The sequence below is a fragment of the Pseudomonas sp. GW821-FHT09A09 genome (assembly GCF_059418405.1).
In genome coordinates this window covers 112,479-127,587 of the sequence record NZ_JBWKPU010000012.1, presented here as the reverse complement: position 1 = coordinate 127,587, position 15,109 = coordinate 112,479, and the positions used below count along the sequence as shown (strand labels likewise).

The 15,109-nt window shown below is 59.7% G+C and carries 9 protein-coding genes and 1 pseudogene; 7 read left to right on the top strand and 3 right to left on the bottom strand.

The features are described 5' to 3' along the window. Positions 1–621, bottom strand: coding sequence for a helix-turn-helix transcriptional regulator (locus AC07OV_RS13125; RefSeq protein WP_176994299.1), 621 nt, complete (start codon positions 619–621; stop codon positions 1–3). Between the two features lie 156 nt (positions 622–777). On the opposite strand from AC07OV_RS13125, the gene AC07OV_RS13120 reads away from it, so the two are divergent. The 5 genes from AC07OV_RS13120 (at position 778) to AC07OV_RS13100 (ending at position 5,933) form a co-directional block, all read left to right on the top strand. Further along, positions 778–1,767, top strand: coding sequence for a catalase family peroxidase (locus tag AC07OV_RS13120; RefSeq protein WP_495092369.1), 990 nt, complete (start codon positions 778–780; stop codon positions 1,765–1,767). A 35-nt stretch (positions 1,768–1,802) separates the two neighbouring features. After that, positions 1,803–2,033 (top strand): hexameric tyrosine-coordinated heme protein, encoded by a 231-nt coding sequence (locus AC07OV_RS13115; protein ID WP_016973255.1) that lies wholly within the window; start codon positions 1,803–1,805, stop codon positions 2,031–2,033. Between the two features lie 247 nt (positions 2,034–2,280). After that, positions 2,281–3,567, top strand: coding sequence for an OmpP1/FadL family transporter (locus AC07OV_RS13110; RefSeq protein ID WP_495092368.1), 1,287 nt, complete (start codon positions 2,281–2,283; stop codon positions 3,565–3,567). Between the two features lie 267 nt (positions 3,568–3,834). Beyond that, positions 3,835–5,274: a lactate dehydrogenase gene (locus AC07OV_RS13105; protein WP_495092381.1), complete on the top strand. Its 1,440-nt coding sequence runs from the start codon at positions 3,835–3,837 to the stop codon at positions 5,272–5,274. Between the two features lie 242 nt (positions 5,275–5,516). Then, entirely contained in the window at positions 5,517–5,933 is a 417-nt protein-coding gene (locus AC07OV_RS13100; RefSeq protein ID WP_259174633.1) for a C40 family peptidase, read from the top strand. 66 nt (positions 5,934–5,999) lie between these two features. Here AC07OV_RS13100 and AC07OV_RS13095 read toward each other — a convergent pair whose 3' ends face one another. Both AC07OV_RS13095 and AC07OV_RS13090 read right to left on the bottom strand, forming a co-directional pair. Further along, positions 6,000–6,824 carry a mechanosensitive ion channel family protein gene (locus AC07OV_RS13095; RefSeq protein ID WP_494997137.1) on the bottom strand — a complete coding sequence of 275 codons (825 nt, stop codon included), beginning with the start codon at positions 6,822–6,824 and terminating at the stop codon, positions 6,000–6,002. Positions 6,825–6,909: 85 nt separating this feature from the next. After that, positions 6,910–8,358, bottom strand: a pseudogene (locus tag AC07OV_RS13090) (catalase); the annotation flags it as partial. A gap of 486 nt (positions 8,359–8,844) precedes the next feature. Between AC07OV_RS13090 and AC07OV_RS13085 the strand changes: the two are divergent. Together AC07OV_RS13085 and AC07OV_RS13080 are read left to right on the top strand one after the other, a co-directional pair. Then, entirely contained in the window at positions 8,845–9,516 is a 672-nt protein-coding gene (locus tag AC07OV_RS13085; protein WP_495092367.1) for a LuxR C-terminal-related transcriptional regulator, read from the top strand. A gap of 279 nt (positions 9,517–9,795) precedes the next feature. Next, entirely contained in the window at positions 9,796–15,012 is a 5,217-nt protein-coding gene (locus AC07OV_RS13080; RefSeq protein ID WP_495092366.1) for an Ig-like domain-containing protein, read from the top strand. Positions 15,013–15,109 lie beyond the last annotated feature (97 nt).

Below are 15,109 nucleotides of genomic sequence, written 5' to 3'. Positions count from 1 at the left end.
TTATTCAGCCGTTGCCTGCTGCTGTTCGATGAAATACTGGCAAATCAGCCGATCTTCACGCAGGCACTGTTCACTCGCCGGCATCCCCGTGGCCTCGGAGAAAAACGCCGCCATCGCCCGGCACACGCACTGTTCTTCGCGCACCACGCTGCCCACCGGGCAGGTGAAGTTGCGCACCATCACGCCGCCTTCTTGCGGCACGGCCTCGGTGCTGGCGCCCAACGCATCGGCGGCGGCCATGGCGGCGCGCAGGCCACTGTCGAATGTGACGGGATTGGCCAGGCCAGCACGTTGCGCCAGCTGTCGACCGGTCTGTTCCAACACATCGCCGAGTTCGTCGACGTCGTAGCGATCCTTGAGCGTGGCGAGCAATTGGGTCAGCAACACTTGGTAGGCGGTGGACGTCACGTCCTCACTGCCCGGCGCCGCTTCAAACACCACCGGTGGCTTGCCCACCGTGTTGCGCGGGCGAACCTTGCTGCGCCGCACCAGCCCCTCGGCCTCCAATTGCTTGAGCTGCACGATCACCGCATTGCGCGTGACCGCCAGGGATTCGCACAGTTGCACCACCGTAAGTGGTTCGCGCTGAAGGAGGTGCAGGATGTCACTTTTGGTACTCACGAGTGGCTCGGTTCGCTGGCGTTTGGGAGAGGCCGAGTATAACGCCTTAAGGGGTGGATCGAAGAGGAAAAACAATAATGACAAAACATATTGTCATTATTGTCGTTAGGTGATTAGAATTCGCCGAAATCACCCACCCACCCGCAGGTCCGTCCCATGAAAAACGCCCAACGCTTGTTGATCGCGCTCCCGTTCGCCTTCACCTTGATAGGCAGCGCCCTGGCGCAAGACCCACCGCAACCGTCCACGCCCACCCAACTGGTGGACGCCCTGAACGGCGTCTTCGGTAAACACGCGGGTGCCCGCGCGGTGCATGCCAAAGGGATCGTGTTGGAAGGCCGTTTCACCCCAAGCCCTTCCGCCGCGGCCATCAGCAAGGCGCCGCACCTCCAGGCCACCGCAGTGCCGGTGACCGTGCGGTTCTCCAACTTCGCCGGTATCCCGGACATTCCGGATAACCACGCCCTGGCCAGCCCACGCGGCTTGGCGGTGCGTTTCAGCCTGCCGGGCGGTGGCAGCACCGATATCGTCGCGCACTCGTTCAACGGCTTTCCGTCGCCCACCGCCGATGATTTCCGCGACCTGCTGATTGCCCTCGGCACCAGCGGCCCGGATGTCGCCAAGCCCACACCGCTGGACGGCTACCTCGGCACGCACCCGGTGGCCAAGGCCTTCCTCACCGCCCCCAAGCCGGCGCCGCAAAGCTTCGCCACGCTGCCGTACTACGGCGTGAACACGTTCCGCTTCATCAACGCGGCGGGCAAGGTCACCTTCGGTCGCTACCAGTTCCTGCCGGTCAGCGGCAGTCACTTCCTTAGCGAGGCGCAAACCGCCAAGGCCACACCGGATTATTTGAGCGACGAGATCCAGCAGCGCATCGCCAAGGGCGCCGTGCGTTTCAAGCTGGTGGTGCAGGAAGCTGCCGAGGGCGACAAGCTGGACGATCCGTCCATCGCCTGGCCCGCCAGCCGCCCGTTGGTGGAGCTGGGCACGCTTGAAATCACCCAGGCCGTGGCCGACAACGTCGCCGCGCAGAAAAGCCTGATGTTCCTGCCCAACAACGTGCCGGCCGGCATTGAACCGCAGGATCCGATGATCAATGCGCGTTCCGCCGCCTATCCTGTTTCATTCGGCCGTCGGCAGTAAGTCGTCGCCCTACCGATAATAAGAGGAACGCCCTGATGAGTCTGATACCGAACAATTCACTGATCACCGCCACCCCGGAAGAGGGGCGCGAGCTGGCGATCAAGATGGCGCGGCTGGTGATCAAGGCCACCCAACCCGACGAGGCGGTGCGTGGCCGCTTGCGCGATGTGTACGCCAATGACGCGGCGATGCTGATCAGCATCGGCCAGGTGGTGGCGACTGAATTCGCAACCATCGCGGCGGCCAATAAATACTGGAACCCGTAGGGCGAAGAGGGCAGCCAATGCCAGCCATTGGCTGCCCCTGAAAAATGTCGGAATCGACAGGGTAAAGGGCTCGAAACCGGTCAGTCACGATCGGGTTAAAAAGTCATAAAAAGACAGCGTAAATCGCTCAAAGTCTTTGAAACCAATAGGATTGTCCGACAATCCTGAGCATGAAAAACTCTTCATAATCGCCCCCCTCGATCGTTGGTAGTTTCCCCATCGCTGCCCAATAATTCGAGTCCTAATAATGAATAAAAAAACTCTGAGAAGCGCTTTGGCGCTCGCCGTTTCGCTTGCCTCCACACACCTGCTCGCCGGTGGTTTCGCGCTCAATGAACAAAGCATCAGTTCAATGGGGACGGGCTACGCCGGTCGCTCTTCCTCGGCCGACGACGCCAGCACGGTGTTCGGCAACCCGGCCGGCATGTCCCGCATCAAACAGAATGAAGTGAGCATCGGCGCGACCTACCTCGATGCCAAATCCAACATCAAGGACGCCAGCTCTTCCCAGGGCGGCGCCGACAACCCCGGCACCAACAAAGGCGACATGGTCCCCGGCATTGCCGTGCCGATGGGCTACCTGGTCACGCCGATCGACGAGCACTGGGCCTTTGGCCTGGGGATCTACGCACCGTTTGGCCTGGTGACCGACTATGAACACAGCTTCCAGGGCAATGGCTTTGGCAACAAGAGCAAGGTTCAGGTCATCACCGTGCAGCCGACCGTCAGCTACGCGTTCAACGACAAGGTCTCGGTGGGTTTCGGCCCCACCTTCAACAAAATCAGCGGCGAGTTGGATTCCAAGGTCCCGGCCTTTGGCCTGGGCACCGAAACCGCCAAGATCAAAGGGGATGACACCGCCACGGGCTTCAACGCCGGTATCCTGGTGCAGGCCCTGGACAGCACCCGCATCGGCGTCACCTACCATTCGCAAGTGGTCTATCACCTGAGCGGCCATACCAACGCTTCCGGTGTACTGTCCGACCTGCTGGACGGCGGGCCGCAGAAGTATGACGCCAAGCTGGACGTCACCACGCCATCCTCCGTGGACTTCTCGGTCACCCACCAATTGACCGATGACCTGACCCTCTACGTGGGCAGCACCTACACCCGCTGGAGCCAGTTGAAGAAAATCACCGTCAACAACACCGGCGTGTCCGACATCACCACGGCGTTGGCCGGCCTGAACTCCATCACCGAAGAACAGCACTGGCACGACACCTGGTCCCACGCGATCGGCTTGGCGTATCAGCTCAACAAGCAACTGGTGCTGCGGACCGGCTTCTCGGTGGACCAGACCCCAACCAACAACACCGACCGTTCCGTGCGGATTCCGACGGGTGACCGCACCGTGTTCAGCCTCGGTGCCGGCTGGACGCCTGTGGATAACCTGACCTTAGACGTGGCCTATTCCTACCTGAAGGAAGAGCCGATCAAAGTGCGCGACAACAACCCTCAGTTGGCCCTGACCTACGACGCCAAGTACGAAAACAGCGCCAATGGGTTTGGTGGTTCGGTGACTTACCGCTTCTGACCTGAAGATAAAGGCAAAGGGCCGGTTTTTTGACGTGGCCCTTTGCCATAAATTTTGACCTAAATGCTGTCAATCGCGGCGTGTCTTGGTTAGATTGAAGGCTAATCAGCTTTTAAGACACGGACTGTCATGACTACGCTAACGCCGATCATCGCGACCAATCCCCTCATTCTTCGCGCCGCCACGACCTCACCGCCGGCAGCACTGGCCAACACTCTCGACGTCTCGCCCGTCAGGCCGTCCTCCGTGGTCAGCCTCGGAAATCCCGTGGCCGACGTTATCGATCTCTATTCCAAAAACGGGCAGCTCCCCGGCCGCGAAACCGTCTGGGCCTGGGAAAACGATAATCAGGACGCCGTCACCCAGTTGATCAGCCAACGCTTCGGTTCAATCTCCACGGCCAGCCGTTACAGCGGCCTCGGTGCTGCGTTGATGGATCAGTTCACCGGGGGCGGTGGGGCGGGGATTTCACAATCGGTGCTCAACACCACGGCAGAGCGTGCCGGTGATGCGGGCGGGATCAAGGCCGACCAGGCGGTGCTGCACAGCAAGGCCGACAACCAGGTCAGCCTCAGCATCAAGACCGCCAGCGGCAAGACGGTGACGTTCAGCCTGTTCAGTCAGAAACACGGCTTGGGCGTGCAGGCCACGGTCGAGGGCGGCGATTTGAGCGCGGATGAGCTCAAGGCCGTCGGCCAATTGGGGGCGGCGTTCCAGGCGTCGGTCGACGGGTTGACCGCTGTACCGCCGAAACTCGACCTGAGCAAGCTGACCCAGTTCGACACCCACGTGCTGAAGTCGGTGGACCTCATCGCCAAGCTCAAAAACCAGGCGGACGAGGACCTGAGCCTGGCGTTCCACGCCGACAGCCAAACCCGCACCACACGCATGAGTGGCCCGGCCGGTGACATCGACCTGGCCGTCGACCTGAAAAACAGCGCAATACAGGGGGACGCCAAACAGCAAGCCAACGCGCTGAAAACCTACCTCGCCCAGTTCGACCGGGTGCAGGAGCGCGGTAGCGCCAACGCTGACTTGATGGCGATGTTCAAGGACGCGTTCAGTGCCATGAACAGCAACCATCCCCAAACGGTTCGCGCACCGAATGCCTTGAGCAACAACCCGACCGACAAAGGTTTGCTGACGGGGCTGGCGGACTTCAAGGCCTCGATCAAGCAGGCCGTCGGTGCGTCCAACCCGATGCGTCCTAAGGAAGTCGACAGCTTCTCCTACACCGTGTCGCAGAAGACCGAGGTCAATGGCCGCAGCAGCGCGGACCGCAGCGTGACCCAGAACCAGCAGTCGGTGCTGTCGGCAAACTTCCACAGAAGCCTCGGCGGTGGCGAGCCACCGGTGTTGGATGATACCCGCAAATCGCAGAACTACCTGTATGTGCACGTGCAGGACAAGGCCAGCAGCACCGCGAGCTTCTCCTATAAGGATGGCCAACTGGCGAGTGCTTCTGTGTCGCAGTCGGCGGTGCAGAACACCCGGACCCAGAAGTACGAGATGGCCCAGTTGGTGTCAGACACGGTGGAGCCCAAAGATGGCTCGTCCAAACGCGACTACCTGGCGTTGCTGGAGCACGCGGCCAAGGAAGTTAAAAAGTCCAAAGAGGCGCTGGAGCAATCCACCTTGAAGGACGCCCTGGCGGCCATGCAGGGTTCGGTGTTGCTGCATGACTATCCGGCTGTGCTGATGCACTGACGTTGTCTTACCGATAAGCGTAGGAATTTCCGTTTGTCGGCCTAAGAGCGCTCCCAAGATTACTGAGACAAGTCTCATATTTTGGGAGGGTTCCGATAAATACCCTTGTGTTTCTTCTGGTTTAGAAACATTCAAGGGTGTTTATCGTGTTCAAGTTATCGTTAGTGGCAGGTTCTGTTTTTTGTTTGTTCGAGTATTTATTCGCACCTATTTCCCGCGCCGACGCGATGAACGTGAGCTTTATGCGCCACGACTCAAGCCTCGCCGCCCAGGCGAACCCCAGGATCAACGGCGTGGTGGAGCGGGCCCACGAGCTGATCGGCACGCCCTATCGCTGGGGCGGCCAAACGGTCAAGGACGGCTTCGATTGCAGCGGGCTGCTGGTGTACCTGTTCCGCACCGAGGCCGGTATCAAGCTGCCGCGTACCACCACCACGATGCTGGCGTCGAACGCCAAGACCGTGGCGCGCAACCAATTGAAAGTCGGCGACGCCGTGTTCTTTAAACATAACGGTGCCGCGCAACTTAAACATGTGGGGATCTACATCGGCAACGATCGCTTTATTCACTCGCCCAGGACGGGCAAGACCATCCGCATCGACTCGTTGAGCAACACCTATTGGAACAAGAGTTACCTCACCGCCAAGCGCTTTCATTGACGAACGCGCGCCAAACCAAAAGCCCCGCCTCTGTACAGAGCGCGGGGCTTTTTTGTGCCGGCTGGATCAACCCTGGACCAGGGTCACCACCCGTTGCGGGAAGGGAATGCCGATACCCTGTTTGGCCAAGGCACAGCGAGTTTTCTCGTTGAGCCGGTACAGCACGTCCCAATAGTCGTCATTGTCGGTCCATACGCGCAGCGATACGGTGATCGCGCTGTCGCCCAACGTAGTCACCACCACCACCGGCTCGGGGTCGCGATGAATGCGCGGGTCGTCGCACAGGCTCAACAGCACGTGCCGCACGGTGTCGAGGTTGGCGGTGTAGTCCACGCCTACGTCGAACACCACTTTGCGCGTGGCCTCGCTGGAGAAGTTCACCACCACCCCATTGGACAAGCCGCCATTGGGCACGACGATCCGTTTGTTGTCGGTGCTGAGAATCACCGTGTGGAAAATCAGGATCGCATCGACGGTGCCGTACACGCCCTGGACTTCGATTTTGTCGCCCACCTTGAACGGGCGAAACAGCAGGATCAGCACGCCACCGGCGAAGTTGGCCAGGCTGCCCTGCAACGCCAGGCCAATCGCCAGGCCCGCGGCGCCGAGGGCGGCGACAAAACTGGTGGTCTGCACGCCGACCATCGAGGCCACGCTGATCACCAGCATGATCTTCAGGGCAATCTTGACCAGGCTGCCGACGAAACCTTGCAAGGTTTTGTCCACGCTGCGCTTGCCCAGCACTTCACCAATACGCCGCGTCACCGTGCTGATGAACCACCAGCCCAGCACCAGGGTGAGGCCGGCCAAGGCAATGTTCAGGCTGTGTTCCAGAATGACGGGTAACCAGGCCTCGCTGTGTTGAATCAGTTGATCGAATTTGAAATCCATGTTGCACCTTGTTGCTAAAAAAACGGCCCGCGCAGTGAGCGCAGGCCTTGTGGGGTGATGGCCAAAGCGGCCGTCGAGGGAAGGCTCAGTCGCTTAACAGCGCCGCCATTTTTTTCACCTGATCCAGGTCGCCTTTGGCCACATCCGTCACGCCGGTGCCGTATTCCGGGTCGGCCTTGTAGAGGAACGACAGGATGTGGTGTTTGCTCACGGTGTCGGCCTGCGCCAGGGAGGTGCCAAAGCTGTGGATCAGGTCCTTGCGCGCCTTGCTGTTGAAGGAACGGTACAAGTCACCGGCCTGCTTGAAGTTCTGTTCGCGCTGGATCTTGGCCTGCTGGGTGCTGCCGGTCAGTAGGAGCATGCTGTAACGCGCAGCGGAAGATTCCTCACGTGGGAACAAGCGGCTTGGTTGGTAATTGATACCGGTGAGGGTCGAGGCCGTGTTCATCGCGCCGTCCTGGTTGCCGTTATCCACAGGTGCCTTGCTGGCATTGATCGGCAATTGCAGGGCGTTGGCGCCCAGGCGATGCATCTGCGTGTCGGCGTAAGAAAACAAGCGCCCTTGCAGCAAGCGGTCTTCAGAAGGCTCGATGCCGGGGATCAGGTTGGAAGGGGCCATGGCCACCTGCTCGGTTTCCTGGAACACGTTGGCCGGGTTGCGGTTGAGCACCAACTGGCCGATTTTGCGCATGGGGGTTTCCGGCCAGACTTTGGTGGCGTCCAGCGGGTCGAAATCGAACGTGGCCAGTTCTTCAGGCTTGAGCACCTGGATGTACAAATCCCACTTCGGGAGCTCGCCCTTTTCAATGTGCTTGATCAGGTCGAGGGTCATGTGGCTGAAGTCGGCGCCCTGCACGCGGGTGGCTTCTTCCGGGGTGAAGTTGCGCACGCCTTGCAGGCTCTTCCAGTGGAACTTGACGTAGCTCACCTCGTCCTTGGCATTCACGAATTTATAGGCGTGCACACCATTGCCATCCATTTCCCGGTAGCTGGCCGGCGTACCGTTGTTGGAGTACAGCTCGGTCAGGGTGCGGGTGGCTTCCGGTACATGAGAGAAGAAATCGAAGCGCCGTGCATCGTTGCCCAAATTGGTGCGGGGGTCCGGCTTGAACGCGTGGACCATGTCGGGGAACTTGATCGCATCGCGGATGAAAAACGTCGGGAAGTTATTGCCGACCAGGTCCCAGTTGCCTTCTGCCGTGTAGAACTTGGTGGCGAAACCCCGTGGGTCGCGCAGGGTTTCAGGTGAATGGGTGCCGTGCACCACCGAGGAGAACCGCACGAACACCGGTGTGACGGTGCCGGAGGTAAAGAGCGCGGCCTTGGTGAGGTCCACCAGGTTTTCGCTGGCGGTAAACACGCCGTAGGCACCTGTGCCACGCGCATGCACGACACGCTCCGGAATGCGCTCGCGATCAAAACGCTGCAGTTTCTGGATCAGGTGCACGTCTTGCAGTAACACCGGGCCGTGGGGACCGGCGGTTTGCGAGTTCTGGTTATCGCCCACCGCCGCGCCATTGTCTCGGGTGAGTGAGCTGCTGTGCGCGGCCACTGAAACAGAACCCAGGGTCAGTACACATAACAACTGCAAGGGACGAACGAAACGCACAGGCGTGCAGGCAAACATGGTAAGGCTCCCAATAAGATTAATAAGCCAACATCACCCGAGTGGGCATTTGAATGGCAGGCGTGAGTACTTTTTTAGTGTGTTCGCCGCACACCCGTCAGTGATTTAAGAAATGTCTCAATTACCTGAGTTTGGGCAGGGAGGGTGCACGTCCCGGTTATTGAGACAGTTCTTAGAGCCTTTCTTTGTCTCGACCCTTACTGTGGTTCTATCGGTCGAACATTCCGGCTCGCCGCCGGGGTTTGAAGTGGACTTTTAACGGGTGTTGTGCCCGACAGTTCTAATACGGGGTATTCGCTAATAGCAGCGAAGCCATTATTTAATTCGGCGTTAAACGGTTTAGGCCGCGCGATAAAGGATGCAGGTTAAATTCCTGGGAAGACGAGGTGTGTGATGTCTGGGTTAATCAGAGTGGGGGTGCTGGATGAACATGAAGTGGTCCGTCAGGGGTTGCGTTACCACCTGGCTGATCAAACCGGTATTGAAGTAACGGGCCTGTTCGAGACGACAGACAGTGCCTGGCAGGCTATCGAGCAGGGTCGGTTGGACCTGTTGGTGATGGACAATGAACTGGAACACGGTGCTGCGCAGGACTTTATCAAGGCCTTGAGGGCGCAGTTCCCGCAGGTTTGGGTCTTGGTCGTGGTGCCCGAGGCTGACCCCAGGGTCGCCATGCTCCTGCTGGCCGCCGGTGTGCAGGGCGTGGTCTGCAAGCGCCAGCCCCTGGGCGTGTTTATCCGCGCAATCGAAATGCTGGCGTGCGGCCAGCGCTACCTCTGCTCCAGCATCGTCGTGGCCCAGGAGAATGACACCGTATCGACCTGGTGGGAGGCCACCGGTGCAGAAGAAGCCTTGGCGTCCCACGCTTCGCTGTCGTTGCGCGAGCGTGAAGTGTTAAGGCTGTGCATCAGCGGCCTGACCGTGACGCGAATCGCCGAAATGTTCAACCGCAGCCTTAAAACCGTCAGCACGCAAAAGTTGGCGGCGTACCGCAAGTTGGGCGTGACCAGTGACATGGATTTGTTTAAACGTTTGTCTCAATACAAAACCATGAAAGGGCTTTGAGACAAGTCTCAAAGACAACCCGCCTAGGGCGGTGTTAGTCAGTCATTTTTATCGTAAAGACCCGCCTCGTGCGGGTTTTTGTTTAGGCGCGATTAACCAAGCAATTGCACACAAAAATAATGAAGCCTTGGGGGTTTTGAGACAGTTCTTATATTGCCTATTACGTCGTTTGAGGAGAATTCCGACATCCCAAGGATTCCTCTTAACGGAGTGGCTTGGTTGATAGGAATGCCGGATGAACCGGTGTACGCAATCCTGACTAACTCAAAGGCAGAAAACGTGAACGCTAACTCTGTGAATATCGCCGTAGTAGACGGCAAGACGATTACCCAAACGGTGGACCTCGGTGCCGCCAAAACCGGTCTTCCTGTACGCATCAAAGCGGTACAGGGTGGCCAATACCTTATTGGCGAAGGCGAAAAAGGCTTCGCGCCCGAAAACCTCACCGTCAAGCGTGTGGGCAAAAACCTGCACATCGCCCTGGAAGGCACTGACCCGGACCAGGCTCAACTGATCATCGAAAACTTCGAAGGCAGCGGCGGTCAACTGGTCGGCCTCGCCGAAGACGGTTCCTACTACGAATACATCTCCTCCGACGCTGATCAGGATGGCGCCGCGGCGTTCCTGTACGAAGGCGCTGAGTCTGCCCAAGTGCTGGGTGCCCAACCATTGGCCGGTTTTGGCAATGGCCTGGTCGCTGGCGCCGGTATCGGCTGGTTCTGGCCTGCATTGCTGGGCCTGGGCGCACTGGGCCTGCTCGGTGGCGTTTATGCCGCCGTTCGCAACAAAGACAACGACAACGACCGAGACACCCCGGTTGGCGGCGGTAACAGCGACAAAGGCTCGCTGGGCGGCGTCACCGATGACGTGGGCGACAAACAAGGCCTGATCGGCCCAGGCGAATCCACCGACGACAAAACCCCAACCTTCACCGGTATCGGCAAGCCCGGCACCACTGTAGAAATCGTCGACAACGGCAAAGTCATCGGCACCGCGCCGGTGGGCGAAGACGGCAAGTGGGAATTCACCCCTGCGGAGCCAGGCCTGGATGACGGCTCCCACAACATCGTGATCATTCCGGTCGATGCCGAAGGCAACAAGGGCGAAGGTTCGCCTGGCCACATCATCATCGTCGACACCGTGGCCCCGGCTGCCCCGCTGATTGACGGCGTGTACGACGACACCGCGCCGAGCGAAGGCCTGCTGGCCGCCGGCGACAGCACCAACGACACCACCCCGACGCTCAAAGGCACCGCTGAAGCGGGCGCTACCGTGCACATCTACGACAACGGCGTGGAAATCGGCACCGCCATCGCCGACAAAGACGGCAAGTGGGAATTCACCCCGGAAACCGAACTGGAAGAGGGCGACCACGAATTCACCATCGCCGCTGAAGACGCCGCTGGCAACATCAGCATCCCTTCGCTGCCATTCCCTATCGTCATCGACATCACCGCACCTGAAAAACCAGGCCCGGGCACTGGCGGCATTGACGACATCTTCGACAACGTCGGCCCAGACCAAGGCAGCATCGGCGACGGCGACAGCACCGACGACAAAACCCCAACCTTCACCGGTGGCGGCGCAACGCCGGGCGACACCGTGGTCATCATCGACAACGGCCAACCCATCGGCAGCGTCGTCGTGGGCGACGATGGCAACTGGGAATTCACCCCTGAGCCCGAGCTGGACGAAGGTCCGCACGAAATCGTGGTGGTGATCAAAGACCCGGCCGGTAACGAAAGCGAGCCGTCCGACCCGATCACCGTGATCATCGTGGAAGACACCACCCCACCGGCCAAGCCAACCCCTGGCGCGGGCGGCATTGAAATCATCACCGACGACGTCGGCCCGGTCACCGGCATCATTGCCGATGGCGACAGCACCGACGACACCGCACCGACCTTTGGCGGCAGCGGCGCCGTGCCTGGCGACATCGTGACCATCATCGACAACGGCACGCCAATCGGCAGCGTGGTCGTGGGCGAAGACGGCAAGTGGGAATTCACCCCGGGTACTGGCGATGAGCTGGCTGAAGGCAGCCACGAAATCGTGGTCGTGATCAAAGACCCATCGGGCAACGAAAGCGAGCCGTCCGACCCGATCACCATCATCGTCGATACCCAGGCACCGGCTGCACCGACCCTCGGTTCGGTGATCGATGACCAGGGCGCCGTGCAAGGCGAACTGACCTCGGGCGACATCACCGATGACGCACGTCCGGACCTCTCCGGTACCGCCGAACCCGGTTCCCTGGTGACCATCTACGACAACGGCACGGCCATCGGCAGCGTTATTGCCGGTGAATACGGTAGCTGGAGCTTTACCCCTGAGTTGCCACTGAGCAACGGTAACCACACCCTGACCGTGACTACCACCGATGCGGCCGGCAACGTCAGCGCACCGACCCCGGGCTTCGACCTGGAAGTCATCGCCGGCGGCGCTCCTGCGGCACCTGCCATCATCAGCGTGATCGACGATGCGGGCACCGTGCAGGGTCCACTGGCCCAGGGCGCGACCACCGACGACACCACCCCGACCCTCAACGGTACCGGTGAAGACGGCAACATCATCTACGTGTACGACGGCGAAACCCTGCTGGGCACCACCACCGTGGTGGGCGGCCAGTGGAGCTTCACTCCGTCCACCCCATTGGCAGAAGGTAACCACAGCCTGACCGCCCAGGCGCAAAACGCCGCCGGCAACCTGAGCCCGGCAACCGGTGCTTACCCGATCACCGTGGACACCACCGCACCGACCACACCGACCGGCCAAGCGCTGATCGACGACGTGGGCGCCGTGACCGGCCCGATTTCGGCTGGCAGCACCACCGACGACGCCAACCCGACGTTCGAAGGCATGGCCGAAGCCGGTTCCATCGTGAACATCTACGACAACGGCGTGCTCATTGGCAGCACCACCGCCAGCGCTACTGGCGCCTGGAGCTTCACCCCGGCTACCCCGCTGGCCAACGGCCCGCACTCGCTGGCCGCCCAGGCTGTCGACGCAGCCGGTAACGTCGGCCCGATGGGCCCGGCAATGGACTTTACCGTGGACACCGCGTCCGTTGTGATCTCCATCACCTCCGTGGAAGACAACGCAGGCAGCGTCACCGGTAACCTGACCAGCGGCCAGGCCACTGACGACACCACCCCGACCCTGAACGGCCAGGCCACCCCGGGTTCCACCGTCAGCATCTATGACGGCGCCACCTTGTTGGGTACCGTGACCGCCAACGGCACCGGCCAGTGGAGTTTCACCACGCCCGTGCTGAGTGAAGGCGCGCACAGCTTGACCGCGACCGCCACCACCCCGGCCGGCGGCGAAAGCGACCCGACCCCGGTGTTCGAAACCATCATCGACACCACCGCTCCGACCGCTCCGGCGATTGGCGGTGCCAGTGACGACGTGGGCAGCATCCAGGGCTCGATTGCCGATGGCGCGACCACCGACGATACCACCCCGACCCTGAACGGTGAGGGCCTGGTGCCGGGTGACACGGTCGAGATCTACGACGACGGCCTGTTGATCGGTTCTACCACGGTGGGAACGGATGGCCGTTGGAGCTACACGCCCACCACGCCACTCAACGACGGCAGCCACTCGCTGACCGTGGTCACCCGTGACCCGGCCGGCAACGCCAGTGCGCCGTCTGCACCCTGGACAGTGATTGTCGATACCACCGGTCCCGTTGCCGTTATCACTTCGTTGACTGACGATTTCGGCACCGGTACGCCAACCCTGCCTGAAACCATTGCCAATGGCGGCGAAACCGATGACCGTTCGCCGGTGATCAACGGTACGGCCGAGGCGGGTTCCATCGTGACCATCTACGCCAACGGTGTGGAGCTGGGTTCGGCCCAGGCCGACGCGTCTGGTGTTTGGACCTTCGAGCCTGCGGAGCCTTTGGAGTTGGGTGCTTATAGCTTGACGGCCACTGCGACAGATAAGGCCGGGAATACCGGGCCGGAAAGTGCGTTGTTTGAGTTTGATTTGGTGAGTGTTTTCCATCGGCCGGTGATTACATCTACTTTCGGGCCCGGTGGAGTTGGATTTAACGAAGAAGTTGACGCTGGGTTATTCACAGTTGTAGGTCAGCGTGTCAGTGGTGACTCGTATACGCCAGCTATCGGAAACATTATATCTTTGCGCAGTGGCTCAGGAGGGGGGGGCACACCTGACAAATATGGTAGTTCTAAAGCAATAGTTGATTTGAAAGGTGAGACCGCTAAGTTACTTGGTATTGATGTGAAGGTTCAATCAGGTAATGTCTCGGGCGGTTATCCATCCCCACCTAATACCATCGTGGCTAGGATCAATTTTTACGATGCGAATGGGGACTTGATTGATACGCAAAATATTGTATCTAATGGGTCGCTTGTAAGTGGGGGTTATAAAACTTATGTGATGCCGGAAGGGAAAGAGTTTGCGTCGTTCGAAGTGGTTATATCTCCAGCTCCGTATAATGAAACTCGAATCGTCAATTTGGATGATATCTCCATAAGCAATATCCCGTTTTCAGTTGTCGATAATTATGGTGCCAATTCCCAATTAGGGATCAATGAAGTCCGAGATTTTGGTTTGGTTACTGCCAAGCGTGAGGTCGTAGAGGGTAATCCCACCGGAGTTACTGGAGGCGACACGCTCCGTATGCAAAGTGGTTTCGATACTCTTACCGGAACTTACGGCGCGCAAAATATGGAGTTTGATCTTAAGGGCGAGAGTGCTACGTCTATTGCTTTGAAGATGTACGCTGTTGTTATCGCTAGGCCGGGATCGTCCGTCCCAGACGGAACCGAGGTCGGAAAGATCGAGTTTTACGATGAGAATGGGGAACTTATCCATACCCACGTAATTGAAAATACTCAAGAGGGCTCCTTTACGAGCATAACCATGCCGAACGGGCTGGCATTTTCCAGCTTTACGGTTTTCCAATATAGCCCGCCATCGACAGCGTTTAGCTTAATTTCTATTGACAACATCATCCTCGGCGATGACTCCACCGTTCCTGAGGCAATCGCTGCCCTTCAAGAGCAGCAAGACGACCTCTCCGCCGCCGACCAACTCATCGAAGTGGCCGAAGGCGAAGAGCTCACCGTCGAAGCCGAAGGCACCGACGCCATCGACACGCTGACCCTCACCGGCGCGAACCAGGTCCTCGACCTGACCGCCCTGGCGGAAGGCCAAGTGACTTCGATGGAGGTCATCGACATCACCGGCACCGGCGACAACGTGTTGAACCTGTCGCTGAGCGATGTACTGGCACAGGGTGGCAACAGCCTGTTCACCGGGGATGACAGCACGCAGATGATGATCAAGGGCAATGCCGGCGATGTGGTCAACCTCGCGGATCTGCTGCCAGACGGCACCGATCCGGGTGATTGGGCCAGTGCGGGCACCGCGACGGTGGCAGGCGTGGTTTACAACGTCTACCAACACTCGTCCCAGGACGCACAACTGCTGGTTCAGGACGGCGTCACCACCAACCTGGTGTAAGCCGGCCGCACCCGGCCCTGGGGTTTCCCCCGGGGCCTGGGTGCCAGGGTTTACCCAGGCAGGTGACTGCCTCTCTCAATTGTCTTTTACTTTTTTA